This is a genomic window from Shewanella sp. SM74, assembly GCF_025653725.1.
Lineage (GTDB): Bacteria > Pseudomonadota > Gammaproteobacteria > Enterobacterales > Shewanellaceae > Shewanella > Shewanella oncorhynchi.
On sequence record NZ_JAKKRZ010000016.1, the window covers coordinates 33,770 to 51,525 of the forward strand.

The window sequence follows — 17,756 nt, forward strand, 5'->3', positions numbered from 1 at the left end:
TAGCTTTTTGCTCTTCAGAGGCTGTTTTTAATCTATATGTTGAATAAATGTCATTAAATATCAGTGTCTTGAAATTTATTATTGAAGTTCCCCAAAAGGGCAGCTCCAGCGGTCTGTTTAGTTAGCCTTTTTCGAGATGATTGCTCCTGCAAGTTAGATACTAAACAGGAGTTATCATGACGGGTAATACCAAACCTAAACAAAACGAACGGTTACTGACATATGCAGAAGTGTGTGACGTTTTGCAAACGTCACAAGCGACACTTCGTCGCTACGTGCGAGATGGACGCTTTCCTCCTCCAATAAAACCCAATCCCAATGGCCGCTCTGTGCGGTTTAGGTACAGCGATATTGCTGCATGGTTGAGTGATTTATAAAAGGGGGAAGGGATGCAAAAGAAGTTGCAGGATGATGGAATCTATTGCTTGTCAGCTGACCGCTGGCAGCGAATAGGTGGTTGGATGCAGGTATTGGCTCGCACTCGTTTAACTGACAAACGACATGGGCATGGAGCGCTGCTGGAATGGCAAAATTTTGATGGGGTTAGGTTACGAGAAGTTGTCTATGCCCGTGATCTTAACAGCGATAATGCCCGCCAGATCAGGGATATGCTGGTCGATACTGGGTATCCATTAACCCCTGGCCAATCAAGTTGGAGTCGGCTTCAACATTATCTAGTAGAACAGATGGCTCTTGCTGCTCCGGCAACTGTGGTGAATCGCACTGGCTGGCATGGGCCCATATTTGCCACAAGCAGTTGGATTGTGGGTTCTGCTGACGAACCCCATTATTTTGTGGGTCAGTTGTCCAGTTCCAAGCTGTTAGAGGAAGCTGGGAGTTTGAGTGATTGGCAAAACCATGTTGGGAAGCTATGCCGTGGGAATCCGCTAGCTATTTTCTGCATAGGAACTGGGTTGGCAGCACCATTACTAGCTCCTTCTGGTATGGAAAATGGAGCCTTTCATTTTGTTGGTGCTTCTTCTGCCGGTAAAACAACTTTATTGCAGATTGCGGCAAGCTTATATGGCAGCGATAGCTATAGACGTAGCTGGATCTCGACAAGCAATGGATTAGCTGCTGTCTCGTCGGAGCATAACGACATGCTGCTGACGTTGGATGAGATAGGAATGGCTCGCCCAGAAGATGTTGATACCGCCATTTATCAGATCATGAATGGTTCAGGAAAACTGCGCGCTAACGTGTCAGGAGAGTTGGCCGCGACGTCACAATGGCGAACGCTGGTGCTCAGTAGCGGGGAAGTTTGGATTGCCGAATTACTTCAGCAGATAGGAAAGCCACTTAGGGCTGGTCAGCAGATACGACTGGTGGAGATCCCAATTTTTGGTATACATGGTGCATTCGATGAATTACATGGCCGTAAGAGTGCTCAACAGTTCGTTGATGAGCTTAAAACGTCCTGCCAGTGCTTTCATGGCACAGTAATCCGAGAGTGGTTATCGCTACTTACAGGGCTACATGATGAGCTTAGCCGCTACCTCAGCTATGAAATTGCTCGTCTTAGCAACGCTTGGACAAGCGACTCAATGGCCTCTCAAGTACAGCGAGTCGTTAGACGATTTGCACTTATTGGCACCGCACTATGTCTTGCTAATAGAAACTTCATCCTGCCATGGTCCGAAGAAGAGTCACTTGAAGCGGTACATAAAGTCCTTCGTGCGTGGCTCGCTAATCGTGGGCATTCTAGGAATTCGGAAGAGTTTAGGCTGCTCAGATCTCTGGAAAAAGCGATGCGCAACTGGGAACACAATATTGGTGAAATTGATCAGGATTCAGGCAAGGGAATGCATGGTTACCGCCGTTCACTGGATGGATGCGAATTGTGGCTTATCAACAAAACTCATTTCCTACAAAAACTTGAGCTTCCCACCCACTATATGCGAGAAGTGGAAATCTTGCTGCAACGCGGTTGCTTGGTAACGAACGAGCGCTCTAGGGGAACCTATAAGACGCGGATTAATGGTGAGTTTCAACGTTTTTTTGCGCTCAAACCTGACCAAGTTAGGCGCCACCTTGAAGACTTAGAGAGGGTTGAACATGACGACTAGCTTAGTGTTCCCAGTTTCCCGTTTATCCCACTTTAACTTGGCAGTGTAGGAGAGTATCAACATGACTGAAAAAGAGATGCTTCAGCGCATGCTGATGGATATGTCATTGCTTAAAAAACTGATTACCGATCATATCAAAAACGAGCAACGTCCTGACACAACAAAGGAAATCCTCACAGTTGAGGAATGTGCTGAGCTGACGGGGCTAAAGAAAAGCACTTTGTACAGGTTGACCCATGAACGCAAGATCCCATTTTTCAAACCTAATGGTAACCGTGTGTTCTTCAGGCGAGCCGATATATTGGCTTGGTTGCAGAGTAATCGAGTGGCTTCTTCTGATGAGATTGATAAAGCCGCTGCTGATCATCTAGTGGCTAACCGAAAATTGTATGGCCGGAGATATTAGGTTGATGCTTAACCATTTGAAAATAAATAGGAATGGTTGGATTTGTTACATGTCACGTTCTTTAACTGTGACATGTAACGGTTACTCGTCGAATTGACAGCTCAGGCTTGGGTTAATTCCCACGAGAAAATCACATGTGATAAGAACGGATGTAAAAACTAACGATCTTATGTGGTTGAAGGAGGGCACTGTCGAGGTGCCCTTTTCTTTGTAAAGATTTAGTCGTTTGGTCGCAATAATGCTCTTAGTCTGATGACTCATCGAAGATATCAGGAAAGGTCCGCATGGCCTCTGTGCGGCGGGTTTCCAGAATATCTGCGTAGATTTCTGTTGTTCTGAGTTCGCTGTGGCCAAGCAATCTGGACAGGGAATAGATGTCCAGGCCACGGGCAAGTTGGTTTACTGCAAAGGTATGGCGGCCTGCATGAAAGGTTACGTGTTTGGTTATCCCGGCGCGTATAGCCCACTGCACTAGCGCGACGTTGCTATAGCTGTCGTAACGTAAACCCTTAAAAACCCGTTCAGTTGGTTTCCCCTTGTTCTCCAAGTTGAGTAGACGCACCGCAGAATCCGGTAAATCGAGATATTGCAGGCCATTGCCCGAGTTTTTGAGCTTTATCTGGGAAAATATGATTCGGTAGTGCCCTTGAGCAAATAGTTCAATTTCACCCCACACCAGTTTATGAATGTCTGACCAGCGTAGTCCTGTCGTGCAGGAGAACAGAAATGCTCTTCGTAGTACATCGTAACGGCATTCTGCCTTGGTAAGGGCCTTTACCTCATCCAGAGTGAGATAAGTGCGCTGAGTCCTTTCTGCTTTGATGGATTTGACTTGTTCAACAGGGTTATCTCTGATTATTCTGTCTCGTTGCGCTTGGTTGAGCGCAGCCCGGATTTTATTGAAGTAGCTACAGGCGGTATTTCTGGAGAGGCCGGTATCTGATTTTGTCATTGCCTCATGCTGTAGGTAATGGCGGAACCCTTCCAAGAAGTATTTATCTACTTGTTCAAAAGTGAGTTCTGCGTGGCGGTGATAACGGTGGAGATGGATGCCCGCTGAAATCCAAATTGAGTAATTGGATTTACTACCGGATGCTTTACTTGCTGTTACTTGATCGAAGTAATCAAAGAAGCTGGCATTGAGTTTGGTGCGGTCATCCAATCCATGTTTGGCAGATTCCATTTCCAGTAGACGCTTGGCTCGAATGGCCTCAGCTTTTTGCAATGTAGTTTTATTGTGCTCGCGCTCAACTGCGTTTTTTGGCTTGTTGTAGAGGAATAGATTCAGCGGCTCGTAAGAGCGCTTTTGAGCCCTTGAACCGTCTTCCGAGGTCTTTGAGCCGTAATAGTACACAAGCCTGATGGGGCGCAGGCCATTCTTATCTGGTTCTCGCTTTTGTATATTGATTTTCATAGGTTTTTCTCATCTTGTGCTCCGCATGTGCTCCAGAATTTATCTTCGGAGCACATACGGAGCAAGAATCGACAAAACCCTTCAAATCACTTCCCACCAAGTAAAACAAAATTATTTTAAAATCATAATGTTGTTTTGATTTGGTTTGATACGTTTTACTATTTTACTTCCCAATACAGAAAGAGCTAAAAATTTTGCCTAGTAAATCGTCAGAAGTGAAGCGGCCAGTGATTTCTGATAATGCTAATTGGCACATGCGTAACTCTTCTGCCAGCAGTTCTCCTGCTAGATACACTTCTAATTGTTCTTTACCTAATTGCAGATGGCTTGCGGCGAGTTCAAGGGCTTCTAAGTGACGACGCCGAGCGATAAAGCCACCTTCGAGGTTACTCTGGTAGCCCATGAGTGATTTTAAATGCAGCTTTAACTGTTCAACACCTAAGCCTGTTTTCGCCGAGATCCGGTAAACACTATAACCTTGTTCCTCTGTCATCATTAAGTCTTCGCCAGTGAGATCGGCTTTATTGCGGATCACTGTCACACCTAAATTTGAGGGCAGGCGATCGACAAAGTCAGGCCAAATATCATGGGGATTAACGGCGGCTGTGGTGGTGCCATCAACCATAAATAACACCCGATCGGCACTGTTTATTTCATTCCAAGCGCGTTCTATACCAATTTGTTCAACGGTATCTGTCGTATCACGTAGGCCTGCGGTATCGATAATGTGCAGTGGCATGCCATCTAAGTGGATGTGCTCGCGTAATACATCTCGTGTTGTACCAGCAATTTCGGTAACAATAGCCGATTCTTTACCGGCTAAGGCGTTTAATAAGCTGGATTTTCCGGCGTTAGGACGACCCGCAATCACGACTTTCATGCCTTCGCGGATGATAGAACCTTGTTTAGCACTGGCTTGCACTAGGTCGAGTTTGTCGATGATTTTATAGAGTGCATTGGCAATTTTGCCATCACTTAAAAAGTCGACTTCTTCATCGGGGAAATCAATCGCAGCTTCTACATATAAACGTAGGTTAGTGACTTGATCCACCAGCTCATGGACTTCCTTAGAAAATTCACCCTGGAGTGATTGCAGCGCACTTTTAGCCGCTTGCTCACTGGTGGCATCGATAAGATCGGCAATCGCTTCGGCTTGGGTTAAGTCTAGCTTGTCGTTCATAAAGGCTTGTTCGCTGAACTCACCGGGTTTGGCTATTCGAATACCACCGACTTCAATTACACGTTTGATCAGCATGTCTAGAACGATTTGGCCGCCGTGGCCTTGAAGTTCCAATATATCTTCGCCAGTAAAGGAATTGGGGCCTTTAAAAAACAGCGCTATGCCTTGGTCGATTACTTGGCCTGTTGCACTTTTAAAGTCGCAATAATCGGCATATCTCGTTTTAGGAAGATGACCCAATACGGCCATAGCCACATCACAGGCCTTGTTGCCTGAAATTCGGATGATGCCAACGCCGCCACGTCCGGGCGCGGTGGCTTGAGCCACGATAGTGTCAGTTGTCACGGAAATACCCACCAAACTAATATCTACCAAATAATGTAAAGGAAAAGGCGGCTAATTAAGCCGCCTTTAGTATTATTTTCACTTTATGCTTTGCTAAAGGTAGGGCTTATTTTAAGCCTTTTTTCTCAAGACCTGCATAAATAATCTTCTGCTGCGTGATGGCAACTATGTTACCTACTAACCAGTACAGTACTAGGCCTGATGGGAACCACAGGAAGAATACGGTAAAGATTACTGGCATCCATTGCATCATTTTCACTTGCATTGGATCCATTGTCGGCGCAATTGGTTGCATCTTCTGCATTACAAACATAGAGACGCCCATCAGCAGCGGCAGTATGTAGTAAGGATCTTGTACCGATAAATCGTGGATCCACAGCATAAATGGTGCATGACGTAATTCGAAGCTTTCTAGCAATACCCAGTATAAGGCAATGAAGATTGGCATCTGTAAAATAATAGGTAAACAGCCACCCATAGGGTTAACTTTTTCTTTCTTATACAGTTCCATCATGGCTTGACCCATCTTTTGACGGTCATCACCAAAGCGTTCTTTCAAATCTGTCAGCTTAGGTTGCAGATTACGCATCTTCGCCATTGAGGTGTACTGTGCTTTTGTCAGCGGGAACAGTAAACCACGAACGGTTAACGTGATCAGAATAATTGCCACACCCCAGTTACCGACGAATGATTGATAGAACATCAATAGCCAGTGAATAGGAACCGCTAACCACCATAAGAAACCGTAATCGACCACGAGATTTAAGGTTTCAGAAATCGCTGACAGTGCCGCTTGATCCTTAGGACCAACATAGAACTGTGAGCTAATTTCTTGGCTGGCACCAGGTGCAATATCGTATACCGCGCCGCGGAAACCAATATTAGCTAGACCGCCAGCACTGACACTAGAAAAAATGGTGTTGCTGTCAGTTGCGGGTGGTACCCAAGCTGAAACGAAATAGTGTTGTAACATGGCTGCCCAACCGCCTAAAGTGGCTTGGTTCAGGTTACTTTTGGCCATGTCGTCAAAGTTGTATTTTTCATAGCGCACATCATTCGTTGAGAACGCACCACCACGATAGGTAGGCATCATCATGCTGCTTTCAGATGGCTTGATCGTTTGTTTAATCTGACCGTACATCTGAACTTGCAGCGGTGCTGCTGAAGTGTTGTTGATTTTATAGTCAACATCTATGTTGAACTTACCACGATGGAATACGAACACTTTAGTGTAAGTCACACCATTGTCAGCGATATAAGTTAACGGTACTTCTAAGGTATCTTGGCCTTCGGCTAAGGTATATTCAGTTGCCGTTGTGCTAAATGCGGCACGGCCTTTTGCGCTGCTATCGATACCATCGCGACCAATTAGGCCGCTTTGAGCGATATAAGTGAAATCATTCGTTTGCTCAAGCAATACGAATGGTTGATCTTTCTCTAGTTCTTTTTTGTGCGAAACTAACGCAGCAAAAACGATGTCACCACCCACTGGATTGATCTGAATGTCTAACTGATCTGTTTTTACCGTAATCAGTTTGCTGTTTGCAGTAACTGCAGCAGGAACACCTGTATCAGCTTCTGGAACATCGGCACTGTGCGAGCTTGCCGCGTTCGCCACTAAGGACGATTCGGTTGCAACGGGTTTAGGAGCTTTGTCTGCTTGCCACTGTTGCCACAGCAAAAAGCTGACAAACAGTAGTCCTATGAGCAATATATTGCGTTGAGATTCCATAGCCTATTTATTACACCTATCATTTTTAGGGGGGACGGGATCACTACCGCCGGGATGTAAAGGGTGACATTTTAATATGCGTTTCAATGCAAACCAACAACCTTTCGCGGTTCCATGCACTTTTATTGCTTCAATAGCGTAGTGAGAGCAGGTGGGATTGAAACGGCATCGAGGGCCCAGTATAGGGCTTATGAATACTTGATAGCCACGAATTAACGTGGTCGCTAGCCATTGTAGCGGCGACTGAGTTTGCGCCATAGCTTTTCTATCAATTTGTTGATTTCAGCGTTTTCCATTTCCATCACGCCATTTCTGACAAGCACAACAATATCAAGATGAGGAATGTCGTGTTGATTTAAGCGAAAACTATCTCTGATCACGCGCTTAATACGGTTACGTTGATTGGCGCGTTTTACATAGCGTTTAGCAACAGTAAGGCCCATACGCGGATGTTGTTCCGTGTTAGGAATAGCGAGCAAGGTAATTTCAGCAGAAGATGCTTTGATGGGATTGGAAAATACAGATTTAAATTGCGCGGGAGTTAACAAACGTAACTCCCGCGAAAAGGTATAGCTAGTCAACTAGTTACCCACTTATTAAGCAGATAAACGAGCGCGACCTTTCGCACGACGACGTGCAAGCACCTTACGGCCGCCTACAGTAGCCATACGAGCGCGGAAGCCGTGAGAACGCTTGCGCTTCAGGTTGCTAGGTTGAAAAGTACGTTTACTCATGATGGCAATCCGTCTTTGTTATTAGTGAACATATCCTTATCTCTAGGATAGAGGTAAGGGCAAAAAAGAGGCCGAATTGTAATCACAATACTTAGTCACGTCAACAACGAAAGTAAGTAAGTGCTTTATTTCTGCCAGCGTACCCTTAGATCAATCCCCAGAATACACCATAAGATGTGGATAACTCTGTGTACGGACACTACATGTAGTAGTGAAGGGGATCTTCGAGCCGATCGAAGGGGCGCCATTATAGATCAATGTGGATCGCTTAATAAAGCAGGATTTGCGGTTAGTGCTGAATAAAAGGATCGTTTTGGATCTTTGATGATCGAGGATATCCACATAGAATGATCTCGCTGGGGATAAATATTTTTTAAGGATAGCGATCCTTGAGATCTCGCTATAGAATACACCTCTTTTTTGATGATCTTTTGGGGATAACTAAGTGGCTGTTTCACTTTGGCAACAATGTATCGGACGACTGCAAGATGAGCTTTCTGCTCAGCAGTTCAGTATGTGGATCAGACCGTTACAAGCCGAAATGGATGGAGATACTCTGGTGCTTTATGCGCCCAACCGCTTCGTGCTTGATTGGGTCAGAGATAAGTACATCAATATCATTAATCAGTTCTTTACTGAGCAAATGGGTAGCGACGCGCCTAAATTGCGTTTCGATATCGGTAGTCGTCCTTCGGCGAAAAAGCCAAGTGTACCGGCACCGATTGCGCCAACTCGAGCACCCAATACCCAAACGAAAGCGACGGTAGGCACGACGTTTAATGTCCAAGCTGAGCCTATGGCGAACGCTAATCACCGCAGTAACATCAATCCGAGCTACCAGTTTGATAACTTCGTAGAAGGTAAGTCGAACCAATTAGGTAAGGCTGCGGCGTTACAAGTGGCTGAAAATCCGGGTGGTGCTTATAACCCACTATTTTTATATGGCGGAACAGGTCTAGGTAAGACTCACTTGTTGCACGCTGTCGGTAACGGGATCATTAAAAATAATCCGAATGCCAAAGTGGTTTACATGCATTCCGAGCGTTTTGTTCAGGACATGGTTAAAGCGCTGCAAAACAACGCGATCGAAGAATTTAAACGTTATTACCGTAGCGTCGATGCCTTATTTATCGATGATATTCAATTTTTTGCCAATAAAGACAGATCCCAAGAAGAATTCTTCCATACCTTCAATGCGTTGCTTGAAGGAAATCACCAAATTATTTTGACTTCAGATCGTTATCCAAAAGAGATCGACGGTGTTGAAGACAGATTGAAATCGCGTTTCGGTTGGGGTTTAACTGTGGCCATTGAGCCACCAGAGTTAGAGACCCGCGTAGCGATCTTGATGCGTAAAGCTCAAGAGAGCGGCATTAACTTGCCCGATGAAGTGGCTTTCTTTATTGCTAAGCGTTTACGTTCAAACGTACGCGAGCTAGAAGGGGCATTAAACCGCGTTATCGCCAACGCTAACTTCACGGGTCGGCCAATTACTATTGATTTTGTTCGTGAAGCCTTACGTGACCTCTTGGCACTTCAAGAAAAATTAGTCACTATAGACAATATTCAGAAAACCGTAGCTGAATACTACAAGATCAAGATGGCTGATATGTTGTCTAAGCGTCGTTCACGCAGTGTTGCGCGCCCAAGGCAAGTGGCAATGGCGTTATCCAAAGAATTAACTAACCAAAGCTTGCCGGAAATTGGTGATGCTTTTGGTGGTCGAGATCACACCACAGTGTTGCATGCCTGTCGTAAGATTGCTCAGCTACGGGAAGAGAGCCACGACATTAAAGAAGATTATGCTAATTTGATTAGAACCTTATCTTCTTAAAACAAGGAATTTGGACACGATGAAATTCTCAATTGATAGGGATGCCCTATTAAAGCCGTTGCAATTGGTGTGTGGTGCGGTAGAAAGACGCCATAACTTGCCCATTTTGTCTAACCTCCTTGTAGAAGTAAGTGGTCACTCACTTAAGCTGACTGGTACAGATTTAGAAGTCGAACTCGTGGGCCAAGCTGTGGTTCACGGTGATATCGAAGAAGGTCGTACTACGGTTCCGGCGAAGAAACTGCTCGATATTGTTAAGTCTTTGCCAGAACAAAGCGAACTGAAAGTCGAACAACAAGATAATAAATGGTTGCTGCGTTCAGGCCGTAGCCGTTTTTCCTTAGCGACTTTGCCCGCAGAAGAATACCCTAACGTTGAAGCCTTCCAAGCTGAGATTGAATTTAGCTTGAAGCAGGGCGTGTTGAAGTCGATTATCGACTCGACGCAGTTTTCGATGGCTAACCAAGATGTACGCTATTACCTCAACGGATTATTGTTTGAAACTGAAGGTAATGTGTTGCGTGCGATAGCGACCGACGGTCATCGTTTAGCCTTAAGTCATCGTACGATTGAAGCACAATTACCGGAAAAACAAGTCATTGTGCCCCGTAAAGGCGTAATTGAAATGGCGCGCTTATTGGAGTCTGACGATCTCGATATCACTATTGCTATTGGTGATAATGCTATTCGTGCCACCACGGCTAACACAGTATTTACCAGTAAATTAGTCGATGGTCGCTTCCCTGATTATCGCCGTGTATTGCCAAAGGGCGGTGATAAAATTGTGATTGCGAGTCGTAATCACTTGAAGCAAGCGCTGACGCGGGCTTCTATTTTATCCAATGAAAAATTCCGTGGTGTGCGTATTCAACTCGAAAATGGTCTGCTCAAGATCACCGCTAATAATCCTGAACAGGAAGAAGCGGAAGAAATCATTGATGTGGAATACAATAATCAGGCCCTAGAAATTGGTTTTAACGTCAGTTACTTACTGGACGTGCTCAACAACCTTAAGTCCGATGATGTGCGTATCACACTCATTGATGGTAACTCCAGCGCCCTAATCGAAAACCATTTGGAAGAAGATTCCATGTATGTGGTTATGCCGATGCGCTTATAAACCATCGATTTTTACGTTACCCGTGTCTGTACCTCTGTCTTTGATGTCTATGCCGCTTAACGGCGGCACAGTGTTTAATGCACAGCATTGGCCATTCCTTCACTCATTTACCGATAGTCTTAGCCTGTGGCAGCGATTGAGTTGCTCGTTAAGTGCTATGAATCCTTGCCTACGCCGTTTACGCGGCTTAATGAGTAATGCATGAGCCTGACCCGTCTCAATATCGAAGCGTTTCGCAACATTCAGTCCGCACAGTTAATCCCAGCACCTGGGATTAACTTGATTTATGGTCAAAATGGCAGCGGAAAAACCAGTATTTTAGAAGCCATTTATTTCCTCGGTATGGGGCGCTCGTTTCGCAGTCATTTATCCCAACGAGTGATTAATCACGATGACGATAAATTAACGCTATTTGCGACTTTAAATTTAGCGCGCGGTGACAGTAAAATTGGTTTACGCCGATTTCGCAATGGTGAGACGGAAGTGAAAATCGACGGCGAAAAAGTCAAACGTCTGTCGACCTTAGCCGAAGCTTTACCTATTCAAGTGATCACACCTGAAAGCTTTTCTTTACTGTTTGAAGGCCCAAAATCCCGTCGACAATTTATCGATTGGGGCGCATTTCATGCTGACCCACAGTTTTATGGCGCTTGGACGAATGTTCGTCGCGTTCTTAAACAAAGAAATCAATTGCTTAGGAACGGTTCAGCTTACAGTCATATTCAATTTTGGGACCAAGAGTTTGTGCGCTATGCCGAGCAGGTCACCGAAATACGAAACCATTATGTAGACTCGTTAAATGAGCTACTTAAGGGTATAATCGGGGAGTTTTTACCGAGTGTAGATGTGAAGGTTTCATTTACGCGCGGCTGGGATAGTAAAACGGATTTTGCAGAACTACTCGAAAACCAATATTCCAGAGATTTGGCCACAGGTCATACCGTCAGCGGTCCCCATAAAGCTGACCTTAGACTTCGTGTAGGCACTTTGCCGGCGCAGGATGCCCTGTCCCGTGGTCAATTGAAATTATTAGTCTGTGCACTGCGTATTGCACAGGGAAAGTTGCTCAAACAACAAATAGATAAAAACAGTATTTATCTTGTGGACGATCTTCCGTCCGAGTTGGATGCACAGCATAGGCAGCTATTGCTTAAGCAGTTAACGGATACCGGAGCACAAGTTTTTGTGACCGCCATTGATCCTGCTGCAATAGTCGATTCGTTACACACGCCTCCCAGTAGGATGTTTCATGTGGAACAGGGACGTGTAACGGTAATTGAATAACCATTGAGAGAATAATATGTCAGAGAATAGTTACGATTCTTCGAGTATTAAGGTCCTTAAGGGCCTTGATGCAGTACGTAAGAGACCTGGGATGTATATTGGTGACACCGACGACGGTACGGGTCTACATCATATGGTGTTCGAAGTAGTCGATAACTCTATCGATGAAGCCTTAGCCGGCCACTGTAGCGATATTACGATTACTATCCATGTAGATGGTTCGGTTTCTGTTAAGGATGACGGCCGTGGTATTCCGGTATCTATCCATGAGGAAGAAGGCGTATCGGCGGCAGAAGTTATTATGACGGTATTGCATGCCGGCGGTAAGTTCGACGATAACTCCTATAAAGTGTCTGGCGGTCTCCACGGCGTGGGTGTATCGGTTGTAAACGCTTTATCTAAAAAGCTGCAAATGACCATTCGTCGTGCTGGCAAAGTATACGAGCAGTTTTATACTCACGGTGTGCCTGATGCGCCGATCAAAGAGATTGGTGATGCAACCAAAACCGGTACTGAAATCCGTTTTTGGCCAAGTGAAGATACCTTCAGCGATGTTGAGTTTCACTTTGAAATTCTGGCAAAGCGCGTGCGTGAACTGTCTTTCCTTAACTCAGGCGTGGGTATTCGTCTGGTTGATGAACGTGACAACAAGAATGAATTCTTCAAATACGAAGGCGGTATTAGCGCATTCGTCGATTACCTGAACCGTAACAAAACCCCAGTCAACAAAGATGTATTCCACTTTATGCAAGAGCGTGAAGATGGCATTACCGTTGAAGTGGCTATGCAGTGGAATGACGGTTATCAGGAAAATATTTTCTGTTTTACCAACAACATCCCACAGCGTGATGGTGGTACTCACTTAGTCGGTTTCCGTAGTGCGTTGACACGTAACCTCAACAGCTACATGGAAAACGAAGGCTATAACAAGAAAGGCAAAACCAGCGCGACTGGCGACGATGCCCGCGAAGGCTTGACTGCCGTTATCTCTGTTAAAGTGCCAGATCCAAAGTTCAGCTCGCAAACCAAAGACAAACTGGTTTCTAGTGAAGTGAAAACCGCGGTTGAACAAACCATGGGTGAGAAGCTGAACGATTATCTGCTGGAAAACCCAGCTGATGCGAAGTTGATCGTCGGTAAGATTGTCGATGCTGCCCGTGCCCGTGAAGCGGCGCGTAAAGCTCGTGAAATGACCCGTCGTAAAGGCGCACTCGATTTAGGTGGTTTGCCAGGTAAGCTGGCCGATTGCCAAGAAAAAGATCCTGGTCTTTCAGAAATTTACATAGTGGAAGGTGACTCTGCTGGCGGTAGTGCTAAGCAGGGACGTAACCGTAAGAACCAAGCGATTTTGCCACTGAAAGGTAAAATTCTAAACGTTGAGAAGGCCCGCTTCGATAAGATGTTGTCTTCTCAAGAAGTGGCCACACTGATCACGGCACTTGGCTGTGGTATTGGTCGCGACGAATATAACCCAGATAAAACCCGTTATCACAACATCATCATCATGACGGATGCTGACGTCGACGGCTCGCACATTCGTACTTTGCTGTTGACCTTCTTCTTCCGTCAAATGCCTGAATTGATTGAACGTGGTTATGTGTATATTGCTCAACCGCCTTTATTTAAAGTGAAAAAGGGCAAGCAAGAACAGTATTTGAAAGATGAGCCAGCATTGACTCAATACCTCACGACTCAAGCATTGGATGGCACTGTTGTGTATCCAACGCAAGGTGCGATTGGTATGTCAGGTGAGCCGTTAGAGCGTTTAGTGACTCAGTATCGTGAAGTGGAAGCCATTGTTGCTCGTTTAGAGCAGCGCTATCCAACGCACATTACTAACCGTATGCTTTACCATCCAATGATCACCAATGAGATGTTGGCCGATGAAGGCAAGATGAAAGAGTGGATCGATGCCTTTATCAATGAGCTGGTGGAAATGGAAAACAGCGGCGTACTGTATTCTGCTGAGCCGATTCTCGATCCTGAGCGTAAAGTGTATCTGCCTAAGATCACCATTCGTAAACACGGTATCGATACTAACTATCTGTTTACTTATGACTTCTTCCAATCAAGCGATTATCAACGTATCGGCAAGTTAGGTGCGGCGTTAGATGGCATGATTGAAGAAGGCGGCTATGTACAACGCGGCGATCGTGTTAAAGAAGTCGGCAGCTTCCTTGAAGCGCTAGATTGGACGATTTCTGAAGCCAAACGCGGCTTATACATTCAACGTTATAAAGGATTGGGTGAGATGAACCCTGAGCAATTGTGGGAAACTACAATGGATCCTGAATCACGCCGTATGTTGCAAGTCACGATTGATGATGCCGTGGGTGCCGATCAGTTGTTCACTTGTTTGATGGGTGATCAAGTTGAACCTCGTCGTGAGTTCATCGAAGCGAACGCATTGAACGTGGCTAACTTAGACGTTTAATGCTCGATGTATAATATTAGACGTGTAATGCGTGTTAAGTGACTCGCGTTAGTACGTGAATGATTAAGGGAAAGCCAAGGCTTTCCCTTTTTTATCTCTATGATTTATCTCTTTATCGATCAATACCCGCTTCATCCGCTGCAACAATTTCAGTCTCTGCTTTAGCCGCATTAATCCACGCCTGCATTTCCGGACAGCTGATCACATGCTGCATATAGGCACGGCTTGCCTGCGAGACTTCAATATCGTAGGTAAGAAAACGCATAACCACAGGGGCAAACATCATGTCGGCAATCGACCATTGGCCAAATAACCAAGTACCTTCCGCATGAGATGGGGCGAACTCGGCCATTTGTGCTGACCAAATCGCATCGATGCGCTCAATGTCTTTGCGGACCGCATCAGTGAGCTCAACATAACGGCTCGCGCATATGTTCATTGGTAGAGCGTTACGCACGGCATTAAAGCCAGAATGCATTTCACTGGCAATCGATCTAGCCTTGGCTTTTTGTTTAGGATCTTGCGGCCATGCACTACCGGCAAGATAGGTGTCGTTGAGGTATTCGCAAATCGAGAGTGAATCCCATACCGTTATATCGCCATCGACTAATGTCGGTACTTTTAACGTCGGCGAAATGGCTTTGAGTTGCTGATAAAAGCTGTCGGTATCGAGTTGCAGCAATACTTCGTTGAACTGCACGCCAGATTTCGCGGCCATTAACCAAGCCCGCAGTGACCAGCTAGAGTAGTTTTTATTGCCAATATATAGATCCATTTTTTGTCCTTGAGTGAAATGCCGAGTGTTTCTGCAAAGCTACTATATGGGCTCATTTCACCTATGACTAATGAATTAAATCTAGCTTCTTGATTTCTATATACCTAGTTGAGACTGCGTTGTAAGCGATAGAAGTAGTCATGCCATTCTGCTTGCGCCGTTGCGGCTTGTTCATCGTCGACTAATTCGAATTTAACTGTTTGCCCTGGGCGAGTTTGGGCAAGCTTCCAAAGATCGGCTTCAATAATCACGGCTATTTGAGGATGACTGCTGGTGGTCTGCGCATCGGCAAGTAACACGAGTGGTTGCCCTGAAGCGGAGACTTGAACCACTCCGGGCGTGACTGTGTGTGATTGCACAGGGAATGGCTTCGCCAATGTTAACGTATCACCTTTGAGTATTGCACTCGCACGATCACTTTCAGCTGAAAGTTGCCACTGTGTTTGCCAGAATGTTTGCTGAGATTTCAACGAGAAGGCTTGAGTGTGCTTGGTCGGGAGTGCGCGAATATGCCCATCCCAACTTTTTTGAATTGCACCGACTTGCCTTCTTAGTGGATGAGCTGAACCTAAGGTCAGGCGATCGCCCGCTTCTAATGCGCGGCCATGAAATCCACCGATACCTGAGGTTAAATCGGTAGCGGCTGAATTCATCACTAGCGGAACTTTAACGCCGCCATCAACGGCAATATAAGCACGCATGCCTTTATTTCCCCCTCTAAGACTGAGTTTTTGCCCTGCCTTAATGGAGTAACGCCAGCCGCAAACTATAGGCTTATTGTCTATACGAGCATCGAAATCGGCACCGGTTAAGGCAATCCAAGCGTCGCGTTTAAACAAAAAAATCGATTGGCCGAAGGTCAATTCTAATACGGGTGTGTTATCTGGGTTTGATAATAGGCGGTTTGCTAAACACAGGGCAGGTCTATCTAAGGCGCCAGCTTGGGTTACACCTAAATGTCGGTATCCCATGCGTCCGAGATCTTGAACTGTGGTTAGTGCACCCGCTTTTATTACCTCGATCATCAAATATTCCGTCGTTAGCTGGCGAGTATGTCGTGAATGACTTAAAGGGAGACGAAATACGTATCACTTTATGAAGGGTGGACATATTGTCAGCTAAATGATGCCAGAATGTAAGTTTTTTGAGGTTTCAAGTTGTAACCAAGATTGTCTTTATAAAGGCAGCAATAGCGGGATTGTAGACGTCAGAAATGAATTGAATATGTTACACTTAAGCAAGCCATTAGCATGTCTGCAACGTGTTTATATATAGCTTTAGCGGATCAAAATGGATTTATTATGGGCAATATTTAACTGACTTTTTAACAATTATTTATAATGACAGGTTGATGCTTCTTGATTAAATCACTTTTTAATAAGCTCTTTAATATTCGCGATACAGCGACGGTTGAGAGACCCAAAAGTTTTTCAACCACTGACTTAGGTAAGTCGCTGGAACCTGCGCGAAAGCCAGCTAAATCTCTCGAAGACATTAGTGTGGTATCAGTGGATTTAGCCGCACTCTTTTATAGTTTGTTGTTTCCGACACGGGTTAAGGACACTGGCGGTGTAGCTAATAATCTTGAACGTCGAGTCATGGCGGAGATAGAGCAGGCCTTAGCATCGCCACAAGTGATCGCCGAAAAAGTGCTAAAGCTGCCGTCAAAGGTATTGGAGCTAGATCGTAAGCTGGCCGATCCTCAGTTTGATATTAAGGATCTATTAGCGCTTATTGAGCGAGATCCTTTACTGAGTATTGAGGTACTTAAGCTATGTAATTCCCCTGCGTTTAAACGTAGCGATAGGGATATCACCAGTTTGCAGCAGGCTTTGGTACAGCTTGGTCGTGAACAGTTGAGAAAGTTTGTCACCACTTGCCTAGTGCGTGAAATGTTGGATATCAAGCCAATTTATTTTCGTCGTTTTGGGGCTGAAATTTGGCGCCACTCGATGCAGGTCGCCTTTCTCGCCAGTGAGTTAAGCGACGAAGATCAAGATACGGCTTTTTTATTGGGTTTACTGCATGATGTCGGCAAGCTAGCCATTTTCAAAATGCTACTCGATGCGTTTGTGCAGGCGGAGCCGGGAGAGCAGCCTAATTCTGGGTTATTTAGACAAGTGATGACGACGAAATCGTTAACCTTAAGTTCATTGCTCGCTAAGCATTGGCAGCTACCCAATACCTTTGAAACAGAATTAGACAAGCTCGCCAGTGTGAACTCGCGCCCGCAAGCTGGGCTCGCCGCTGTGGTATGGCGGGCGAATGTGATCAGCGAGATTTCTATGCTGCATCAAGCAGGGCAATTATCTCCTGAAATACTGGCGAATTTACTGCAGCAAGTTAACTTAGATCAAACTCAATTTGATGGCTTACATCAAAAACTGACGCAGTTCTGATTGGGCAGCTTATGAAATCAGGGCAATAAAAAA

General features: G+C 45.3%; 17 protein-coding genes. 9 read left to right on the forward strand and 8 right to left on the reverse strand.

Annotated features, from left to right (window positions below; all coding sequences use genetic code 11):
- Window positions 1–176: 176 nt before the first annotated feature.
- The 3 genes from L5M49_RS16155 to L5M49_RS16165 all read left to right on the forward strand — a co-directional run bounded on the left by L5M49_RS16155 (window position 177) and on the right by L5M49_RS16165 (window position 2,472).
- Window positions 177–377, forward strand: a complete 201-nt coding sequence (locus tag L5M49_RS16155; RefSeq protein WP_115164833.1) for a helix-turn-helix transcriptional regulator — start codon at window positions 177–179, stop codon at window positions 375–377.
- Window positions 378–425: 48 nt separating this feature from the next.
- The gene (locus L5M49_RS16160) at window positions 426–2,066 is read left to right on the forward strand and encodes a DUF927 domain-containing protein (protein WP_263201713.1); all 1,641 of its coding nucleotides are present in this window, start codon (window positions 426–428) and stop codon (window positions 2,064–2,066) included.
- Between the two features lie 61 nt (window positions 2,067–2,127).
- On the forward strand, window positions 2,128–2,472 hold the full coding sequence (locus tag L5M49_RS16165) for a helix-turn-helix transcriptional regulator (RefSeq protein WP_000136520.1): 345 nt from the start codon (window positions 2,128–2,130) through the stop codon (window positions 2,470–2,472).
- A gap of 244 nt (window positions 2,473–2,716) precedes the next feature.
- On the opposite strand, the gene L5M49_RS16170 is transcribed toward L5M49_RS16165, so the two are convergent.
- The 6 genes from L5M49_RS16170 to rpmH all read right to left on the reverse strand — a co-directional run bounded on the left by L5M49_RS16170 (window position 2,717) and on the right by rpmH (window position 7,877).
- Complete coding sequence (locus L5M49_RS16170) at window positions 2,717–3,886, reverse strand: site-specific integrase (protein WP_263179538.1); 1,170 nt, start codon at window positions 3,884–3,886, stop codon at window positions 2,717–2,719.
- A gap of 163 nt (window positions 3,887–4,049) precedes the next feature.
- Window positions 4,050–5,411, reverse strand: a complete 1,362-nt coding sequence (mnmE, locus tag L5M49_RS16175) for a tRNA uridine-5-carboxymethylaminomethyl(34) synthesis GTPase MnmE (protein WP_263266425.1) — start codon at window positions 5,409–5,411, stop codon at window positions 4,050–4,052.
- 106 nt (window positions 5,412–5,517) lie between these two features.
- Window positions 5,518–7,143, reverse strand: a complete 1,626-nt coding sequence (gene yidC, locus L5M49_RS16180) for a membrane protein insertase YidC (RefSeq protein ID WP_263266426.1) — start codon at window positions 7,141–7,143, stop codon at window positions 5,518–5,520.
- Between the two features lie 3 nt (window positions 7,144–7,146).
- The gene (yidD, locus tag L5M49_RS16185; protein WP_006083829.1) at window positions 7,147–7,401 is read right to left on the reverse strand and encodes a membrane protein insertion efficiency factor YidD; all 255 of its coding nucleotides are present in this window, start codon (window positions 7,399–7,401) and stop codon (window positions 7,147–7,149) included.
- Window positions 7,368–7,724, reverse strand: a complete 357-nt coding sequence (rnpA, locus tag L5M49_RS16190) for a ribonuclease P protein component (RefSeq protein WP_105250802.1) — start codon at window positions 7,722–7,724, stop codon at window positions 7,368–7,370. Before rnpA ends, yidD begins: the two co-directional genes overlap by 34 nt.
- 15 nt (window positions 7,725–7,739) lie before the next feature.
- The gene (rpmH, locus tag L5M49_RS16195; protein WP_006083827.1) at window positions 7,740–7,877 is read right to left on the reverse strand and encodes a 50S ribosomal protein L34; all 138 of its coding nucleotides are present in this window, start codon (window positions 7,875–7,877) and stop codon (window positions 7,740–7,742) included.
- A 445-nt stretch (window positions 7,878–8,322) separates the two neighbouring features.
- On the opposite strand from rpmH, the gene dnaA reads away from it, so the two are divergent.
- From dnaA to gyrB, 5 genes are read left to right on the forward strand one after another with little or no spacing between them, the layout of a single operon-like run.
- A complete protein-coding gene (gene dnaA, locus L5M49_RS16200) occupies window positions 8,323–9,711 on the forward strand; it encodes a chromosomal replication initiator protein DnaA (RefSeq protein ID WP_113941415.1) in 1,389 nt (462 codons plus the stop codon).
- A 19-nt stretch (window positions 9,712–9,730) separates the two neighbouring features.
- Window positions 9,731–10,831, forward strand: coding sequence for a DNA polymerase III subunit beta (gene dnaN, locus L5M49_RS16205; RefSeq protein ID WP_105250803.1), 1,101 nt, complete (start codon window positions 9,731–9,733; stop codon window positions 10,829–10,831).
- Window positions 10,806–11,036, forward strand: a complete 231-nt coding sequence (locus tag L5M49_RS16210; protein ID WP_147250508.1) for a hypothetical protein — start codon at window positions 10,806–10,808, stop codon at window positions 11,034–11,036. The genes dnaN and L5M49_RS16210 overlap by 26 nt, the downstream gene beginning before the upstream one ends.
- Complete coding sequence (gene recF, locus L5M49_RS16215) at window positions 11,033–12,115, forward strand: DNA replication/repair protein RecF (RefSeq protein ID WP_263186046.1); 1,083 nt, start codon at window positions 11,033–11,035, stop codon at window positions 12,113–12,115. The genes L5M49_RS16210 and recF overlap by 4 nt, the downstream gene beginning before the upstream one ends.
- Before the next feature lie 16 nt (window positions 12,116–12,131).
- Window positions 12,132–14,549, forward strand: coding sequence for a DNA topoisomerase (ATP-hydrolyzing) subunit B (gene gyrB, locus L5M49_RS16220; protein ID WP_263192918.1), 2,418 nt, complete (start codon window positions 12,132–12,134; stop codon window positions 14,547–14,549).
- Window positions 14,550–14,661: 112 nt separating this feature from the next.
- On the opposite strand, the gene L5M49_RS16225 is transcribed toward gyrB, so the two are convergent.
- Together L5M49_RS16225 and L5M49_RS16230 are read right to left on the reverse strand one after the other, a co-directional pair.
- A complete protein-coding gene (locus L5M49_RS16225; RefSeq protein ID WP_263209780.1) occupies window positions 14,662–15,324 on the reverse strand; it encodes a glutathione S-transferase family protein in 663 nt (220 codons plus the stop codon).
- Window positions 15,325–15,428: 104 nt separating this feature from the next.
- Window positions 15,429–16,349, reverse strand: coding sequence for a biotin-dependent carboxyltransferase family protein (locus L5M49_RS16230; RefSeq protein WP_263209778.1), 921 nt, complete (start codon window positions 16,347–16,349; stop codon window positions 15,429–15,431).
- A 333-nt stretch (window positions 16,350–16,682) separates the two neighbouring features.
- On the opposite strand from L5M49_RS16230, the gene L5M49_RS16235 reads away from it, so the two are divergent.
- Complete coding sequence (locus tag L5M49_RS16235; protein ID WP_263209776.1) at window positions 16,683–17,723, forward strand: HDOD domain-containing protein; 1,041 nt, start codon at window positions 16,683–16,685, stop codon at window positions 17,721–17,723.
- Window positions 17,724–17,756: the final 33 nt, after the last annotated feature.